Annotated in this window: 15 protein-coding genes; 11 read left to right on the plus strand and 4 right to left on the minus strand. The window is 46.5% G+C overall.

All coding sequences use genetic code 11. The features are described 5' to 3' along the window. The first annotated feature begins 5 nt into the window (after positions 1-5). From H6A32_RS16655 to ppdK, 8 genes are all read left to right on the plus strand, one after another. Positions 6-137 carry a hypothetical protein gene (locus H6A32_RS16655; RefSeq protein ID WP_275532837.1) on the plus strand — a complete coding sequence of 44 codons (132 nt, stop codon included), beginning with the start codon at positions 6-8 and terminating at the stop codon, positions 135-137. Between the two features lie 239 nt (positions 138-376). Next, positions 377-1,414, plus strand: a complete 1,038-nt coding sequence (gene trpD / locus H6A32_RS06120) for an anthranilate phosphoribosyltransferase (protein ID WP_087169461.1) — start codon at positions 377-379, stop codon at positions 1,412-1,414. Then, entirely contained in the window at positions 1,411-2,205 is a 795-nt protein-coding gene (gene trpC / locus H6A32_RS06125) for an indole-3-glycerol phosphate synthase TrpC (protein WP_204863937.1), read from the plus strand. Before trpD ends, trpC begins: the two co-directional genes overlap by 4 nt. Further along, positions 2,202-2,813: a phosphoribosylanthranilate isomerase gene (locus H6A32_RS06130; RefSeq protein WP_204863938.1), complete on the plus strand. Its 612-nt coding sequence runs from the start codon at positions 2,202-2,204 to the stop codon at positions 2,811-2,813. Before trpC ends, H6A32_RS06130 begins: the two co-directional genes overlap by 4 nt. 34 nt (positions 2,814-2,847) lie before the next feature. Further along, positions 2,848-4,032: a tryptophan synthase subunit beta gene (gene trpB / locus H6A32_RS06135; protein WP_087254065.1), complete on the plus strand. Its 1,185-nt coding sequence runs from the start codon at positions 2,848-2,850 to the stop codon at positions 4,030-4,032. After that, positions 4,025-4,792 carry a tryptophan synthase subunit alpha gene (gene trpA / locus H6A32_RS06140; protein WP_204863939.1) on the plus strand — a complete coding sequence of 256 codons (768 nt, stop codon included), beginning with the start codon at positions 4,025-4,027 and terminating at the stop codon, positions 4,790-4,792. Before trpB ends, trpA begins: the two co-directional genes overlap by 8 nt. Positions 4,793-4,876: 84 nt before the next feature. Continuing rightward, on the plus strand, positions 4,877-6,283 hold the full coding sequence (locus H6A32_RS06145) for an aminopeptidase (RefSeq protein WP_087169456.1): 1,407 nt from the start codon (positions 4,877-4,879) through the stop codon (positions 6,281-6,283). A gap of 267 nt (positions 6,284-6,550) precedes the next feature. Continuing rightward, positions 6,551-9,178, plus strand: coding sequence for a pyruvate, phosphate dikinase (gene ppdK, locus H6A32_RS06150; RefSeq protein WP_087169455.1), 2,628 nt, complete (start codon positions 6,551-6,553; stop codon positions 9,176-9,178). A gap of 444 nt (positions 9,179-9,622) precedes the next feature. On the opposite strand, the gene H6A32_RS06155 is transcribed toward ppdK, so the two are convergent. Continuing rightward, positions 9,623-10,363 carry a DUF3592 domain-containing protein gene (locus tag H6A32_RS06155; RefSeq protein WP_087169454.1) on the minus strand — a complete coding sequence of 247 codons (741 nt, stop codon included), beginning with the start codon at positions 10,361-10,363 and terminating at the stop codon, positions 9,623-9,625. 251 nt (positions 10,364-10,614) lie between these two features. On the opposite strand from H6A32_RS06155, the gene H6A32_RS06160 reads away from it, so the two are divergent. Both H6A32_RS06160 and H6A32_RS06165 read left to right on the plus strand, forming a co-directional pair. After that, complete coding sequence (locus tag H6A32_RS06160; protein ID WP_087169453.1) at positions 10,615-11,988, plus strand: PhoH family protein; 1,374 nt, start codon at positions 10,615-10,617, stop codon at positions 11,986-11,988. Between the two features lie 23 nt (positions 11,989-12,011). Continuing rightward, entirely contained in the window at positions 12,012-12,692 is a 681-nt protein-coding gene (locus tag H6A32_RS06165; protein ID WP_138372366.1) for an HD domain-containing protein, read from the plus strand. A gap of 48 nt (positions 12,693-12,740) precedes the next feature. Here H6A32_RS06165 and H6A32_RS06170 read toward each other — a convergent pair whose 3' ends face one another. The 3 genes from H6A32_RS06170 to H6A32_RS06180 all read right to left on the minus strand — a co-directional run bounded on the left by H6A32_RS06170 (position 12,741) and on the right by H6A32_RS06180 (position 15,712). After that, the gene (locus tag H6A32_RS06170) at positions 12,741-14,123 is read right to left on the minus strand and encodes a vWA domain-containing protein (RefSeq protein ID WP_204863940.1); all 1,383 of its coding nucleotides are present in this window, start codon (positions 14,121-14,123) and stop codon (positions 12,741-12,743) included. Positions 14,124-14,261: 138 nt separating this feature from the next. Next, entirely contained in the window at positions 14,262-15,023 is a 762-nt protein-coding gene (locus H6A32_RS06175) for an ABC transporter permease (RefSeq protein ID WP_204863941.1), read from the minus strand. Beyond that, a complete protein-coding gene (locus H6A32_RS06180) occupies positions 15,020-15,712 on the minus strand; it encodes an ATP-binding cassette domain-containing protein (RefSeq protein ID WP_204863942.1) in 693 nt (230 codons plus the stop codon). Before H6A32_RS06180 ends, H6A32_RS06175 begins: the two co-directional genes overlap by 4 nt. Positions 15,713-16,010: 298 nt before the next feature. Between H6A32_RS06180 and H6A32_RS06185 the strand changes: the two genes are divergently transcribed. Next, a complete protein-coding gene (locus H6A32_RS06185) occupies positions 16,011-17,276 on the plus strand; it encodes an ABC transporter substrate-binding protein (protein WP_204863943.1) in 1,266 nt (421 codons plus the stop codon). The last annotated feature ends 7 nt before the right edge of the window (positions 17,277-17,283 follow it).

Genomic DNA, 17,283 nt, shown 5'->3' on the forward strand with positions numbered 1-17,283 from the left:
TTGAAGTGGAGATCAAAGTTGCCGTGCACCCACAGAGAGTCCGGGAAGGTGAGAGCCGGATGGAACGCAGTCAGCCAAATGGACCACGGAGGGCGCAGTCAAAAGCAGGAATTCCTGCCCAGTACTCTGCGACGTAGGGCATACGTCAGTTGCCGGAGATATGTTGGTATCTCGCTAAGCGCATGGAAGATTTTTTCCGTGAATCAAGGTGGCACCGCGGTATGTAGATATCGTCCTTGATACAGATGTTAGGGATTGTCTGTATCAGGGGCGTTTTTTTGTTGTCGGAATGCTGATCCGGCTGATAGTACACAATGCTCTTTGATCAGACCGGAAGGGAAAAAGATGATTCAGAATTTTGTGGAGGTTTACAGACATGATTAAAGAAGCAATATTAAAACTGGCACAAAGAAACGATCTGACAGCAGAAGAAGCACTGGAAGTCATGAATGAGATCATGGACGGCAAGGCAAGCCCGGTTCAGATGAGCTCTTATCTGACCGCTCTTTCCCTGAAAGGGGAGAACATCGAAGAGATTACCGGTTCAGCCAAAGGAATGCGGGATCACTGTATCCGTCTCCTTCATGAGATGGACGTACTGGAGATTGTCGGAACAGGAGGAGACGGAGCAAATTCGTTTAATATTTCCACCACATCTTCTCTGGTCATCGCGGCGGGCGGCGTTCCGATTGCAAAACACGGGAACCGGGCGGCATCCAGCAAAAGCGGGGCGGCCGATGTTCTGGAAGCGCTGGGAGTCCGGATTACGGCCTCGCCGGAAGAAAGTGCGGCCATGTTAAAGAAGATCGGCATCTGCTTTCTGTTTGCACAGAACTATCACATTGCCATGAAGTATGTGGCGCCGATCCGGAAGGAACTGGGGATCCGTACTGTATTCAATATTTTAGGGCCGCTCTCCAATCCTGCAGGAGCAAACATGGAGCTGATGGGGGTCTATGAAGAGTCACTGGTAGAACCGCTTGCCAGAGTTATGAGCAATCTTGGAGTCAAGCGCGGGATGGTGGTTTATGGGATGGACCGGCTGGATGAGATTTCCATGAGTGCGCCGACAAAGGTCTGTGAGATCAAAGGCGGAACCTATCATACTTACGAGATTACTCCGGAAGATTTCGGATTTATCCGGTGCGAAAAAGAGGAACTGACAGGAGGAACACCGGAGGAAAATGCACAGATCACACTGGAGATTTTAAATGGAAAGAAAGGACCAAAACGGGATGCTGTGGCACTGAATTCCGGAGCTGCCCTTTATCTGGCCGGAAAGGCACCGAATCTGGAGGCCGGCGTACGGATGGCGGAAGGAATCATCGACAGCGGGGCAGCCAGAAAGAAACTGGAAGAATTCATTCGGGAATCGAACGGCTGGAAACCGGAAGTACAGGAGGAACGGGTATGAAAACCATACTGGATGAAATCGCTGAAAAGACAAGGAAGCGGATTGCAAAGAAAAAGAGGGAGATTCCGACAGGCCGGCTTCTGGAGAGAATCGAAAGCCGGAAGGAGCAAAAAGAACCGTTTCTTTTTCAGAAGAGCCTTTCCAGGGAAGGACTTTCGTTCATCTGCGAGGTGAAGAAAGCTTCCCCGTCCAAAGGGGTGATTGCGGAAACATTTCCATATCTGGACATTGCAAAAGACTATGAAAAGGCTGGAGCGGCAGCCATCTCCTGTCTGACCGAACCATTCTATTTTCAGGGGAGCGATGCTTATCTGGAAGCAATTGCCAGGGAAGTGCAGATCCCTGTTTTGAGGAAAGATTTTACTGTGGATCCGTACATGATCTACGAGGCAAAAGCCATGGGAGCCGATGCAGTGCTTCTTATCTGTGCGATTTTGACGGAAGAGGAATTACGGTCTGATCTGGAACTTGCAGAGCGTCTTGGACTTTCCGCTTTGGTGGAAACACATTCTGAGGAAGAGATAGAGATGGCAAAGCGGTGCCGGGCAAAGATCATCGGTGTCAACAACCGGGATCTTCATACGTTTCAGGTAGATCTTCAGACAAGCGCCAGTCTGCGCAGACTGGTGCCGCCGGAAATCATCTTTGTATCAGAGAGCGGCATCCGCACTCCGGAGGACATACGGCTTTTAAAAGAAAACGGAACGGACGCGGTGCTGATCGGCGAAACACTGATGCGGGAACCGGACAAAAGGAAAGCGCTTACCTGTCTTGGGGGAATGGACCAATGAAAACGAAAATCAAAATCTGCGGATTGAGGCGAAAAGAAGACATTGTATATGTGAACGCGGCAAGGCCGGACTACTGTGGATTTATTCTAAACGTGCCGCAAAGCCGGAGAAATATGGATCCGGAAGGACTGAAAGGGCTTTTGGAAGAGCTGGATCCGGGGATTGTGCCTGTAGGAGTCTTTGTCAATGAGGATACAAATACGATTCTACGCATTGTGAGGGAAAGCGGGCTTAAAATGATTCAGCTCCACGGACAGGAAGGAGAAGAGATGGTCCGGACGATTCGGGAGACAGCCGGCGTGCCGGTGATCAAAGCTGTTTCCGTAAAGAGCAGAGAAGATGTAGAAAGAGCAGCGGGATTTCCGGCAAACTATCTGCTGTTTGACTGTGGAACCGGCGGAACAGGAAGAAGTTTCGACTGGTCATGCCTGGAGGAAGCAAAACAGCCGTACTTTCTTGCCGGAGGAATCGGCATTCATAATATGAAAGAAGCCGTGGAAAGGTTTCATCCGTTTGCTGTCGACTTGAGCAGCAGCGTTGAGACAGACGGAGTGAAAGACGAAAAAAAGATCGCGGACGCAGTACACATGCTGCGGTCGCTGACTTGAGATATCAGATAAGAGAAAGAAAGGAAGGAATCAGATGTCAAAGGGAAGATTCGGCGCCCATGGAGGGCAGTATATACCGGAAACGTTGATGAATGCGGTTATTGAACTGGAAGAGGCCTACAATCATTATAAGAACGATCCGGAATTTCAGAAGGAACTTACAACACTATTAAATGATTATGCAGGGAGACCATCCAGACTCTACTATGCGGAGCATATGACGAAGGATCTGGGCGGGGCTAAAATTTATCTGAAAAGAGAAGACTTAAATCACACCGGCGCTCATAAAATCAACAATGTTCTTGGTCAGGTTCTGCTTGCAAAAAAGATGGGAAAGACCCGTGTGATTGCGGAGACCGGAGCAGGGCAGCACGGAGTTGCAACCGCAACTGCAGCCGCTCTGATGGGGATGGAGTGTGAAGTGTTCATGGGAGAGGAGGACACAAAACGTCAGGCACTGAACGTGTATAAGATGCGCCTTCTCGGAGCCAGGGTACATCCGGTCACTACCGGAACGGCAACTTTAAAAGACGCGGTGTCCGAAACCATGAGGGAGTGGACGAACCGGATCGATGATACCCACTACGTCCTTGGATCTGTCATGGGGCCCCACCCGTTCCCAACCATCGTACGGGATTTCCAGGCAGTGATTTCCAAAGAAATCAAAGAGCAGATCCTGGAGGCGGAAGGAAAACTTCCGGACGCGGTGCTGGCCTGTGTCGGCGGCGGCTCCAATGCGATCGGAGCGTTTTACCATTTTATCGAAGAGAAAGACGTCCGGCTTATCGGATGTGAAGCGGCAGGCCGCGGCATCCATACGAAAGAGACGGCAGCAACCATTGCTACAGGAAAGCCCGGTATCTTCCACGGAATGAAATCCTATTTCTGCCAGGATGAGTACGGACAGATTGCTCCGGTATACTCCATCTCAGCTGGACTGGACTATCCGGGAATCGGTCCGGAACACGCGGATCTTTATGATAAGAAACGGGCCGAATATGTGGCGGTGACAGATGACGAGGCAGTGGACGCCTTTGAATATCTGTCCAGGACGGAAGGAATTATTCCGGCCATCGAAAGCGCCCATGCCGTAGCCTATGCCATGAAACTTGCAAAAGAGATGAGACCGGACCAGTGTATCGTCGTCAATCTGTCAGGAAGAGGCGACAAGGACTGCGCGGCCATCGCCAGGTACAGAGGGGAGGATATTTATGAGTAGGATCAGAGAAGCATTTGCACATGGAAAAGCTTTTATTCCATTTATCACCTGCGGTGATCCGTCCATCGAGGTGACAGAGAAGATCGTCTATGCCATGGAGGAGGCGGGAGCAGACCTGATTGAGCTTGGAATTCCGTTTTCCGATCCAACGGCGGAAGGACCGGTGATTCAGGATGCGAATTTACGTGCTCTCTCCGGAGGAATTACGACGGATGCGGTCTTTGAGATGGTCCGGCGGATCCGAAGAAACACCAGTATTCCTATGGCCTTTATGACTTATGCCAATGTGGTATTCTCCTACGGGACGGAACGTTTTATACGGACTGCATCGGAAATCGGCATGGACGGGCTGATTCTTCCGGATGTTCCGTTTGAAGAGAAGGAAGAGTTTGACAGCGTGTGCAGGAAGTATGGGCTGGACTTTATTTCGCTGATCGCACCGACATCCAGAGACCGGATCCAGATGATTGCAAAAGAGGCAGCCGGTTTTGTCTACTGCGTCTCTTCGCTCGGGGTAACGGGTGTACGTTCAGAGATCACAACGGATGTGGGAAAAATGGTGCAGCTGGTGAAAGAAGAACAAGATATCCCGTGTGCGGTCGGATTCGGAATATCGACAGAAGAACAGGCAGGGAAGATGGCGGAAGTTTCGGACGGCGTGATCGTAGGTTCGGCCATTGTGAAGCTCTGCGGGCGGTACAAAGAGCAGTGTGTGCCGTATATAAAAGAATATGTAAAGAAAATGAAAGAAGCACTGTGACTTTTGGCAAAAGTGATGTATAATAAGAGTACTTGAGGGCATTTGAGCCTGAAAATATCTCATGTCAGAAGGAGGAACAAAACAGTGGACAGAAGAAATGTATGGAAGACCTACACACAGGCAGAATTAAAAGAGATGGAAGACATCAGCGCACGCTATAAACGCTGCCTGGATGAAGGAAAGACAGAAAGAGAATGCGTAGAGGTCGCAGAGCGCCTGGCAAAAGAAGCAGGATACCGCTGCCTGTGCTCTTACAAAGAGGCAGGAGAACCATTAAAGGAAGGCGACAAGGTTTACGCCTCTTTCATGGGCAAGATGATTCTTCTTTTCCAGATCGGTAAAGAGCCGCTGGAAAACGGAATGAATATCCTTGGAGCTCACATTGATTCTCCACGAATCGATATCAAACAGAATCCGCTCTATGAGACGGATGAGATGGCATATCTCGATACTCATTACTATGGAGGCATCAAGAAATATCAGTGGCTTGCTTCCCCGCTCTCTCTTCACGGAGTGATCGTAAAGAAAGACGGAACCAAAGTCCGTGTTAATATCGGAGAAAATGAAAATGATCCGGTATTTGTAATCACAGACCTGCTTGTACATCTGGCTGGAAAACAGATGTCACAGAAAGCATCTGAAGTGATTGAAGGCGACAATCTGGATCTTCTGATCGGAAGCCGTCCGCTCACAGAAGCAGAGGGACTCAAAGAAGACGAAAAAGAAGCAGTAAAAGCAGGTGTTCTTCGTCTTATGGAAGAAACATACGGAATCGGAGAAGAAGATTTCGTATCTGCAGAGCTTGAAATCGTTCCGGCAGGAAAAGCAAGAGACTGCGGTATTGACAGAAGCATGATCTTATCCTACGGACAGGACGACAGAGTCTGCGCATTCACATCTCTGTTTGCAATGCTGGACAACCCGCAGATCAGCCGTACCGCATGCTGCATCCTGGTAGATAAAGAAGAAATCGGAAGCGTCGGAGCAACCGGCATGCACTCCAGATTCTTTGAAAATACGATAGCAGAGCTCATTGCACTGACAGGTGAAGAGTCCGAATTAAAAGTAAGACGCGCCCTTCAGAACTCCAAGATGCTTTCCTCAGATGTAAGCGCTGCTTATGATCCGATGTTTGCTGCTGCATTTGAAAAGAGAAGTTCTGCATTCTTCGGAAAAGGACTTGTATTCAACAAGTTCACAGGAAGCCGTGGAAAGAACGGCTCCAACGATGCGAACGCAGAGTATCTCGCAGAAATCCGCAGCGTCATGGATGAGGCAGGAGTCGGATATCAGTATGCAGAACTTGGTAAAGTAGATGTCGGCGGCGGCGGAACGATCGCATACATCATGGCACAGTACGGCATGGAAGTGATCGACAGCGGTGTTGCAGTTCTCTGTATGCATGCAATGTATGAGATCTCCAGTAAGGCAGATGTATACGAAGCTGTGAAAGGCTATAAAGCATTTATTGAAAAAATCGGACAGAAATAAAACGAGAGTGACAATCCGGCCATAAGACATGACCGGATTGTCGCATAAACTGTGACATAATTGCCATACGAGGCATGACAGAATTGTTGCAGAAAATACGATAAATTTCTTGACGAACTATGTTAAAACATTTACAATATTACCAGCGGGAAACTGCAAAAGAACGTAATATTCCGGGCACAGAAGTACGACTTTACATAAGAGAAACGCAAAGTCGTGTTTTTCGTGTCAAATATTACAAATATATTATTAGGAGGACATTGAAACATGGCTACGAAATGGGTGTATATGTTTACAGAAGGTAACGCTACAATGAGAAACCTTCTGGGTGGTAAAGGTGCGAACCTTGCTGAAATGACAGGCCTTGGACTCCCGGTACCTCAGGGATTCACTGTAACAACAGAGGCTTGTACCCAGTATTATGAGGACGGCAGACAGATCAATGACGAAATCATGAGTCAGATCATGGAAGCTATGACAAAACTGGAAGAGATCACAGGAAAGAAATTCGGAGATAAAGAGAATCCGCTTCTCGTTTCCGTTCGTTCCGGTGCAAGAGCTTCCATGCCGGGTATGATGGATACTATCCTGAACCTTGGTCTGAATGAAGAAGTTGTTGAAACTCTGGCAGAAGCTTCCGGAAACCCGCGTTGGGCATGGGACTGCTACAGAAGATTTATCCAGATGTATTCCGACGTTGTTATGGAAGTCGGCAAAAAATATTTTGAAGAACTCATCGACAAGATGAAAGAAGAAAAAGGCGTGAAGCTGGACGTTGAACTGACAGCAGAAGACCTCAAGGCTCTTGCAGGACAGTTCAAAGCTGAATACAAAGAGAAGATCGGATCCGACTTCCCGGCTGACGCAAAAGAACAGCTCATCGGCGCTGTAAAGGCTGTATTCCGTTCATGGGACAACCCGCGTGCCAATGTATACCGTCGTGACAACGATATCCCGTATTCATGGGGAACAGCTGTCAACGTACAGATGATGGCATTCGGTAACATGGGAGATGACTGTGGTACAGGTGTTGCATTTACACGTGACCCGGCTACAGGAGAAAACGGTCTGTTCGGAGAATTCCTTACAAACGCACAGGGCGAAGACGTTGTTGCCGGTGTTCGTACTCCAATGCACATTTCCGAAATGGAAGACAAATTCCCGGAAGCATTCAAACAGTTCAAAGAAGTATGCAGCACTCTGGAAAACCACTACAGAGATATGCAGGACATGGAGTTTACTGTAGAACATGGTAAACTGTACATGCTTCAGACACGTAACGGAAAGAGAACAGCACAGGCTGCTCTGAAGATCGCATGCGACCTTGTTGACGAAGGCATGAGAACAGAAGAAGAAGCAGTTGCTATGATCGATCCTCGTAACCTTGATACATTACTTCACCCACAGTTCGACGCTGCTGCACTGAAAGCAGCTACACCGATGGGCAAAGGTCTTGGAGCATCTCCGGGAGCTGCCTGCGGTAAAGTTGTATTCACAGCTGATGACGCTGTAGAGTGGGCTGAAAGAGGAGAAAAAGTCGTTCTGGTTCGTCTTGAAACATCACCGGAAGATATCACAGGTATGAAGAGCGCTCAGGGTATCCTGACAGTTCGCGGTGGTATGACATCTCACGCAGCAGTTGTTGCTCGTGGTATGGGTGAATGCTGTGTATCCGGATGCGGCGACATCGTAATGGATGAAGCAAACAAGAAATTCACACTTGGCGGAAAAGAATTCCACGAAGGAGACTTCATCTCCATCGATGGTACAACAGGTAACATCTACGACGGAGTAATCCCGACAGTAGACGCTACAATCGCTGGTGAGTTCGAACGTATCATGAACTGGGCTGACAAATACAGAACATTAAAAGTTCGTACAAACGCAGATACACCGGAAGACGCTAAGAAAGCTGTAGAACTTGGCGCAGAAGGTATCGGACTTTGCCGTACAGAGCATATGTTCTTCGGTGAAGGAAGAATCGACGCGTTCCGTGAAATGATCTGTTCTGAAACAGAAGAAGAAAGAGAAACAGCTCTTGAAAAAGTTCTTCCATATCAGCAGGGAGACTTCGAAGCTCTCTACGAAGCTCTGGAAGGTAACCCGGTAACAATCCGTTTCCTGGATCCGCCGCTTCATGAGTTCGTTCCAACAGAGGAAGAAGATATCAAGAAACTTGCAGAAGCTCAGGGCAAGACTGTAGAGCAGATCAAAGCAATCATCGACAGCCTGCACGAGTTCAACCCGATGATGGGTCATCGTGGATGCCGTCTTGCAGTTACTTATCCGGAAATTGCAAAGATGCAGACAAAAGCTGTTATCCGTGCAGCTATCAACGTAAAGAAAGCTCATCCGGACTGGAACATCAAACCGGAAATCATGATTCCGCTTGTTGGAGAAGTAAAAGAGCTTAAATACGTGAAGAACTTCGTTGTTGAAACAGCTGACGCTGAAATCGCAGCAGCTGGTATCGACCTTGAATACGAAGTTGGTACAATGATCGAGATCCCGAGAGCTGCTCTTACAGCTGACGAGATCGCAAAAGAAGCTGACTTCTTCTGCTTCGGTACAAACGACCTGACACAGATGACATTCGGATTCTCCCGTGACGACGCTGGTAAGTTCCTCAACGCTTACTATGACGCTAAGATCTACGAGAACGATCCATTTGCAAAACTTGACCAGGTTGGTGTCGGCAAACTGATGAAGATGGCTATCGATTTAGGAAAACCGGCTAACCCGAACCTGCATGTAGGAATCTGTGGAGAGCACGGTGGAGATCCAAGCTCCGTAGAATTCTGCCATAAACTTGGCCTGAACTACGTATCCTGCTCACCATTCCGTGTACCGATCGCCAGACTTGCAGCAGCACAGGCAGCAATCAACAACAAATAATAAATAAAGATTTTAATCTATATTTATGATAAAAAGGGAAGCGTATGCTTCCCTTTTTTCCTTAACCTTATGTTTGTTTTACCAGCCCATCATGAAGGCCCCTCTTAAAGAACCCTCACGAAGAAAGGTCCTCTTTAAATTTAGATACCCGAATTCTTCTCCATTTATGGTTTTAAAACTTTCATGGATTGTTCTATTCTTTTCAATTAATCACAGCCAAAATCTTGGAGTCTGCTTTGCGATATAGATCCAAATAAGAGCTTGTAAAAATGAAGTTTTTTGCATTCCCATTTTCGTCCGTAAGTGAATTCTTAAGATCTTCAATTATTTTGTAATAAGATTCCACCTTTTCTTGGTCCTTTAAAATGATTATGAAGTAGATCTAATGCAAAATGTGGATTTAACTAATCCGGATATTGAAAACGTCCTCTGGAATGTCTATCCCTACCTTCGGATTCGATGAATAAGAACATACAATCCAAACAGGGCGAATACTGCCATTGCCAGTTTCAGACCGGCCAAGACAATCCAGACCCCTGCAATCAAAAGCCCGATTAGAAGCACGCAGATCCGTCCCATAATCCGGTTCCTGGTGTCCTGATTATGGACCAACAGTTTCAGGGCGAAGAAAATAAGAACAAGAATAGATACCGTGAAACCAAACAGAAAAAATCCGAATCCCATTTTGAAACCGACGGATAAACCGTTGCCTTCTATAGAGACGATATCGGTCTGATCCGGGTTGTAGCGGATGGTAATCTGTTCTCCGATTTCAAAGGAGCGTCTGGAGCTCCAGACATTTCCTGTACCCATGCAGATCCCGTTTCCTTCTGCCTGATAGCGGACTACAGGGGCGTAGAGATAGCCGGAAGTTTCGCCTGTAGTATCCCATTTCCGGGTATATTCTACTACAGTTCCATTCGCTTCGCCGGAATATCTCAGATCTTCCTGACAGGAAGAATATAGGAAATAAACGCCGACTGACATAAATCCAACTGTGAAAACAAGAAGAAACAGTGCTGTCCCAAGTCTGGTAAAAATGGATATGTGCGCCGGAACAGTTGTATTTTCTGTATTGATATCTTCTGGAACATTTCGATTCTGTCTCCACCGGAAAAAGAAAAATACAGTTATGCCTGCGCTAAGTATGCCTAGAATAAGAATCATGATCGTATAGAAAAGCATAAGACAGCCCTCCAATCTTTACTGTCATTATAAAAGAAAGAACCGGTATGAACTACTGGCTTTCTGTCAAGTCTAAGTAAAATCCTGATAAAAAGGAAATGGCAATGTTTATCTGCATGCCTGCTTTAACCCAAATTTAACCAAAATCTGAGCAAAGTTAAAATACAGGAAAGCTATAATTTCCATAAAGGGGAAGAACAGCTTTCCTTTTGTGTTTTATGAAAAGTCTATATGGTAAAGGAGACCTGCATATGGTAAAAATCTATGTCATCGACACCAACATTCTCATTCAGAATCCACAGGCACTGCTCAGTTTTGAGGATAATCAGGTGATTCTGCCTGTTGTTGTACTGGAAGAGCTGGATAATCTAAAGAAGGCAGATGGCGAGAAGGGAAGAAATGCAAGGGCGGCAATCCGGATTCTGGAAGAACTCCGGAAAAAAGGAGATCTGCTGGAAGGAATTGAACTGGCATCAGGAGGTATACTCCGGGTGGAGAAAAATTTTGTAAACGTGCAGCTTCCGGAGGATCTGCCGGAAGAGAAGATGGATAACCGGATTTTGAAAGTCTGCAAGGGATTGGCGGAGTCCTGTGAGGAACAGGTGGTTCTTGTGACAAAAGACATTTTGCTCAGAATTAAGGCACAGATCATCGGAATCCGGGCGGAAGATTATACGACAGAGCAGGTTGTAGAGTATGAAGGGCAGTACAGGGGAAGGATAGAAGTGTATGTGCCGGAAGAAAAGTTCAAAGAGTTTAAGAAAAAGGGTGTTCCGGTGGAGGATGTCTACCTTTCGGACGAACAGGGAAACCGGATCGTGCCAAAGCTGGAAGAAAATGAATTTGTGATTTTAAAGGCGGATCAGTCTGCAAAGAAAACCCAGCTCGGTCGGGTGGAAAAGGGAGTGATTAAAAAGCTGGAATACCGGAAAACCCAGCCTTACGGTGTTTCTCCAAGAAATGCAGGACAATATTTCGTACAGGAAGCATTGATGCAGCCGGCCGAAAAGGCACCGCTTGTTATTATCAAAGGCAGGGCAGGGACCAGTAAGACTTTCTATACGCTGGCGGTCGGCCTGGAAAAAATCCTGAATCATCCAACGGGAGAATACCGGAGAATTCTGATTTCCAGGCCAAACGCACAGTTTGACTCGGACATCGGTTTTCTCCCGGGAGACGAACAGGAGAAGATTTCTCCGCTGATGCGTCCTGTCATTGACAATCTGGAACAGCTGATCGATTCCAACGAGGAAGAACGCTATAAGGACGAACGGGAATTACAGGGGAAGATCGATGAAATCTTCGACCGCGGGCTGATTCAGACGGAAGCGTTAAATTATATTCGCGGGCGTTCCATTATGAAGACTTATCTGATTATCGATGAAGCACAGAACATGACGCCGAATCAGGTAAAAGGAATCATTACAAGAGCCGGAAAAGGCACCAAAATCATTCTGCTTGGTGATACGAACCAGATTGACCGCCCGATGCTGGATGAACGGACGAATGGTCTCAGTTATGCTTCCGAATATATGAAAGGAAGCCCGCTCTGCTGGCAGGTGACTTTCGCACCGGAGGAATGTGAGCGTTCCGCCCTTGCCATGGACGCAATTACAAGATTATAAGAAGAGGAGTTACGACAGAATATATGGCAGAAAAGAAACAAGACATCATTACTTACAGAAAGGTAAAGGAAAATGAAGAGATAAATCTTTTGATAGAGAAAGGAAATGAGGTGCTGGATGTTCTTGGATTTACGGAACATTCCCGAAAACATGCCGCCAAGGTGGCAGAAACCGCCGGAAAGATTCTCAAAGACCTTGGATATGGGCCAAAAGAAATCAGGCTCAGCAAAATTGCCGGGTACATGCATGATATCGGCAACAGCATCAACCGGCACGACCACGCCCATACCGGAGCACTGTTGGCTTATGGAATTTTAAAAGAAATGGGGATGCCTCTCCGGGATGTGATGACTGTGACGACCGCGATTGGAAACCATGATGAATCCACGGGCACTGCCGTGGACATCGTCTCTGCGGCGCTGATTCTGGCGGATAAAACCGATGTGCGAAGAAACCGGGTGCAGAATCCGACCATTGCCAATTTTGATATCCACGACCGGGTCAACTATGCGGTGCTGGCCTCCAGCCTGGAAGTCAAAAAAGAGAAGAGAGTGATTCAGATGAATCTGGAGCTGGATGACGAGATGTGTACGGTGATGGATTATTTTGAAATCTTTCTGGAACGGATGATCATGTGCCGGAGAGCTGCAGAGGTTCTGGGATGCAAGTTCAAGCTTGTGGCAAACGGCAACAAGATTTGTTAAATATTGAAAGAAAAGAGGGGAGAGACGAAATGCTCTCCCCGTTATACGTTAGAAGGTTACTGTAGAATCGCAGCAGCGGAAGTCGGTATCGATATAATGCGCGATAATCCGCACTTTCAGATGCCGTTCACAGCACAGCGACTGGCACGGACAGCCGGATACATTCAGGTCTTCCGGAAGAACAAACTTGATGCATTTTACTTCTACATCCTGACAGTTCTTCTGATTATGGGCCGGTACGGTGATGGCCTTCATGCCACGCTGATATTCGCTTCCGTAGTTATCGGTTTCGGTCAGAATAATTCCGAGAGCAACCCGTTTGTGAGGGCAGACATTTTTCAGTTTGACATTGAGCTGTACGATCCGGCCGGAAGATTCCAGATACGCATCTCCCAGATCAACGACCAGAGAGTCCTGGCATTTTCCGATTGTAAAATCGACCGGAACCGGACAAGGCTCTGGGTCTACCGAAACGCCGCATTCAACCTGAACGGAAGGTTCAGGGAAGGATACGGTATTACCTTCCGTATCCGAGTAGAAAATGGACTGGTTGATAGGAAGATTTCCGGAAGTCTGGCCGGTGTGCTGCACATAGAATTCCAAAGACGCGCCCTCGTTTCCAGAGACTCCGAGTGATGGAATTTTCCATTGCAGAGACTGAGAGTCAATGGCAGCGGCAGTACCGGAAGATGGCATGTCAATGCTTACAATAGTGAAATCCGGATTGAGAGTTTCATTAATGACAATATTTGTCGCTCCCGGTTTGGAAATGTTGGCCGCCAGATCCGCAAACAAGTCCTCCAGTTCAGAATCATCCGGGGTGACAGCAACATGAGATGCATCCGGATCTGTTGCCCAGTCATTGAGTACATCCACATCAATTCCTGTGTCTCCAATCAGACCGATACAGTAAATAATGATCCCCGAATCACGGATCGTCTCCGCGACCGGTGCAGGAGGAATTCCGGAAGTCGTTTTCCCGTCTGTAAACATGACAATGACCTTTTCGTTGGAAGAAGAAGGGTCAAAGAGGGATGCTGCAGTGGAAAATGCGTCTGCATGGTTGGTGGATCCACCTGCAGAAAGCGCAGCTACCGCCGCCTTTAAGTCAGCAACCGAAGTAATCAGCTGTGTGTCTGCTGATGCGTTGCTGGAAAAGCTGACGATACCGATATGGCTTCCCGAGCCGATCTGTCCATCCTGAGTACTGTCGGTAGTTTCATCGATAATGTCAATAAAGGTGTCCGCCCCAAGCTTCAGATTTTCGAGCGGGCTTCCGGCCATACTGCCGGAGCGGTCGAGAACAAGAACAATATCCACCGGATTTTCCGAAATATCCGGAGCTGCCGAAAGACCAAGTGTTACCTGGAAGGTTCCGCCGCAGGTGATCTGTGAGACATTGACCTCTTTGTTAGAGTTTGTAATACCCATGAAAGTGCCTCCTGTTTTTTATTTTGGAGGAAATAAATCCTTCACTATCAGGGTATGAAAAGGGAGAGAAATGGTTCCTTTTGTCGAATAGGAAACCAGTTCTCTCCCGGAGAAAGAAGGGTCTGCAAAAACAGTACATCAGTATAAAAGAAGATTGCCTTTTTTCTTGGCCTGTTTCATAAAACAGTCAAAGACTATATATCCAGCCGCAAACCAGAGAAGGCTGACGACGCACAGCAAAAGGAACGTCATTCCCAGATCTTTGTGAACAAAGCTGTTCCGGATCACGGTATTACACATCGTAAGCGGAAGCACGCTGGAAACTTCTGTGATGACGGGCGACGTCGGAATGGTATCCGTAACAAAAAGAAGAAATAACTGCACCAGAAGCACAACAGCGCCGATCCGTTTGTAATACAGAGAAAGCCCTGCGATCATCAGTCCGATTCCGTACATGCCGAGGATGGAAATCAAAAAGGCGGCCACGATCGGAAGTGTTACTATATACCGTACCCCGAAAAAGAAATATGTTACAACAGAATAAATGATCACAACAATAGTCTGGACGAGCACCGAGGAAAGCAGGTCTCCCAGATAGAGAATCTGAAGCGGAAGACGGGAGTGAAGCTTGAAAAAGAGGGTGCCGCGCTGAAGCTCTGCCAGAAGCTGGGAAGCAATAGTGGAAATTGCTGTGACAGAAAAGGTCCATGCCACGTAGCCCAGAAGAAGCAGTGCCTGATAATTTTCTACGCCATACAGTTCTTGAAAGGACTGCCCTGTATTAGACCAAAAGAAAAAACAGAGAAGTAATGTATAAATCACCAGGTCAGAAACCAGTCCCATCTTATAGCGGAACGTCCTTAACACATCCATTTTACATTCATACCAGATTATTCTCATAACGATTCCCCCTGTAAATATAATGCTTCATAAATTTCCAGAAATTCCTTTGTATCAAGATGTTCTTTTTCGACTGCGATCTGCCCGTCTTTCAGAAACAGAAATCGTTCGGCGGCCGACGTAATAAAGTCCGAATCATGGGACGTGATCAAAATGGTCTTCGTATTTCGGATGGAAGTAACAGCGTGAAGCAGTGCCCGTTTGTGATCCAGATCCAGTCCTTCGGTCGGTTCGTCTAAAATCAGATACCGGGAATTCGTCACCAGAGCCGCAAGCAGAATCATCAGCTGTTTCTGACCGGTAGAGAGCTCCTCAAACAGTTTGTTTTTCACAGAGTCATACAGCGGGAAAGAAGGAAGGTACCGGTCCAGGTTCTGCCGGATATCCGAGTTGGAAAGGCCCCGCAGCACCGCAAGGAATTCGATGTTTTCTTTCACTGTATTTTTTGCATACAGCTGATGGGAACCCGACAGAACGGTAAAAATTTCTCTTTGAAAATCAGGAGTTTCGGAGGTGACTTCGCCAGAATCCGGTACCAGAGATCCGCACAGAATATTCAAAAGCGTTGTTTTTCCGATTCCATTTGGTCCGATCAGCGCCGTGGCTGTCTGATCCGGGATTTCAAAGCTGATGTGATCCAGAACACAATTACCATGAAAAGATTTACTAACTTGTTTTACAGATATCATACCTTTGCCCTCACATAAATTGTATTTCCCTTATTATATCAACAAATAAAATATGTGTCAATTTAATGGGGGGGGGTAAAATTTTGGAATATTTTATATAAAAGAAAATAATCAGAATAAATATTAAGGGAAGATTAAAGAATATTCTAGATGAAAATATTGACAAATAATGTTGATGATTAAATATTATCACAAAAAAATGAATTTAAATCTATAATGATAGACAAGTATTTTTGACAATGATATAATTTAGACAATAATAGCCGGATAATTGAACAGGAGAGGAGGGGGAAAAAGTATGAGAAAGCAAAGCATGATTCAGAAGGGAATGTCAGTGTTATGTGTATGCGCTCTGGCAGCAGGACTTTGCAGCTGCGGGACTGAAGAGAAAAGTGAAGAAGAGAAAATCCTGCGGGTCGTGACGGATGGAAGCTTGCACGATCAGGCAGAGGCTGCGGCAACTTTTACAGAAGGAACGAATAGCGAGGTAGAGGTGGAAATTCAGCAACTTCCAGAAAAGAAAGAGGAGCGGGAGAATGAGATTCAGAAACTGAGGACAGAGATTATGGCGGGAAAGGGACCGGATGTGTATTTGCTGGATGGAAACCAGGAAAATGGAGAAGAGTTTCTTCCACTGTTGGAAAATCCATATCAGACGATGCAGAGCGGGGCCTTGGCATCTTTGGATGAGTTCATGGAGAAGGATTCTTATTGGGAGGACAATACCTATCATGAAGCAATTTTGAAAGAGGGACAGTATGATGGGCGGCAGTACATCATTCCGATGTCTGTGATGTATTATGTACTGCCAAGAACAGAGGATATGGAAGAAATGACCGGAGATACCTTGGGAGAATGGGTAGAGCAGGTAGCAAATTCGGAGGATGTAAGGTTAAAAAAATATTTTATCACATTAATGAGTCAGGGAGCACGGTGGATACAGCCTGCAGCAGATTATGAATCCGGAGAAGTCCTTTTCGATCAGAAAAAATGGTGCGAATTTGCTGACAAGTTCATTCGGTTTGGGAAAGCAGCCCAAGAAGAGCTTGCTTTGGTGGAAGAACACTATTTTTTTGAAAATGGGAGAGCTGCTGATAAGAATGAGAAAGTAGACTTGCAGATTGTTCCGGATATTGATGGCAGGAAGATGGCATCGATTATGTCTTACGCAGCAGTAGGAATGTCCAGTGATCTGAAGCAGGAAGCGTACGATTATCTGATGCTGTTTTTGAATGATCAAACAAAACAATATAATAAAGAACATCCGGATATAAGGCTTCCAGAGTTTTATGGATATCTAAGCCATATAGGAAATGTTCCGGTACAGGAAAGTGCTTTTGAAGTCTGGATGGGATATCCTGATGATGAAGTGCTTCAGGAAACCATAAATACTTTCCGTGAACTAGACGGTACATATTTCCTGACCAGTGCAGAAAGAACCCTTTTTACAGAAGCAAGCGACATTTGCTCTGAAGCCATCTATTCGGACTACGACTGGACTCAGGCTCTTCCAAAGGCTGCTGACAGCGCATGGAATACTTATAAGATGATGGTGTCGGAATAAAGTTGAA

Source organism: Drancourtella massiliensis (assembly GCF_016900655.1).
Classification (GTDB): domain Bacteria; phylum Bacillota; class Clostridia; order Lachnospirales; family Lachnospiraceae; genus Sellimonas; species Sellimonas catena.

What these genes read in the sequence shown, in the direction of transcription:
- trpD (WP_087169461.1), top strand. Translation starts at nt 377, where the DNA reads ATGATTAAAGAAGCAATATTAAAACTGGCACAAAGAAACGATCTGACA.
- trpC (WP_204863937.1), top strand. Translation starts at nt 1,411, where the DNA reads ATGAAAACCATACTGGATGAAATCGCTGAAAAGACAAGGAAGCGGATT.
- H6A32_RS06130 (WP_204863938.1), top strand. Translation starts at nt 2,202, where the DNA reads ATGAAAACGAAAATCAAAATCTGCGGATTGAGGCGAAAAGAAGACATT.
- trpB (WP_087254065.1), top strand. Translation starts at nt 2,848, where the DNA reads ATGTCAAAGGGAAGATTCGGCGCCCATGGAGGGCAGTATATACCGGAA.
- trpA (WP_204863939.1), top strand. Translation starts at nt 4,025, where the DNA reads ATGAGTAGGATCAGAGAAGCATTTGCACATGGAAAAGCTTTTATTCCA.
- ppdK (WP_087169455.1), top strand. Translation starts at nt 6,551, where the DNA reads ATGGCTACGAAATGGGTGTATATGTTTACAGAAGGTAACGCTACAATG.
- H6A32_RS06155 (WP_087169454.1), bottom strand. Translation starts at nt 10,363, where the DNA reads ATGCTTTTCTATACGATCATGATTCTTATTCTAGGCATACTTAGCGCA.
- H6A32_RS06160 (WP_087169453.1), top strand. Translation starts at nt 10,615, where the DNA reads ATGGTAAAAATCTATGTCATCGACACCAACATTCTCATTCAGAATCCA.
- H6A32_RS06165 (WP_138372366.1), top strand. Translation starts at nt 12,012, where the DNA reads ATGGCAGAAAAGAAACAAGACATCATTACTTACAGAAAGGTAAAGGAA.
- H6A32_RS06170 (WP_204863940.1), bottom strand. Translation starts at nt 14,123, where the DNA reads ATGGGTATTACAAACTCTAACAAAGAGGTCAATGTCTCACAGATCACC.
- H6A32_RS06175 (WP_204863941.1), bottom strand. Translation starts at nt 15,023, where the DNA reads ATGAGAATAATCTGGTATGAATGTAAAATGGATGTGTTAAGGACGTTC.
- H6A32_RS06180 (WP_204863942.1), bottom strand. Translation starts at nt 15,712, where the DNA reads ATGATATCTGTAAAACAAGTTAGTAAATCTTTTCATGGTAATTGTGTT.
- H6A32_RS06185 (WP_204863943.1), top strand. Translation starts at nt 16,011, where the DNA reads ATGAGAAAGCAAAGCATGATTCAGAAGGGAATGTCAGTGTTATGTGTA.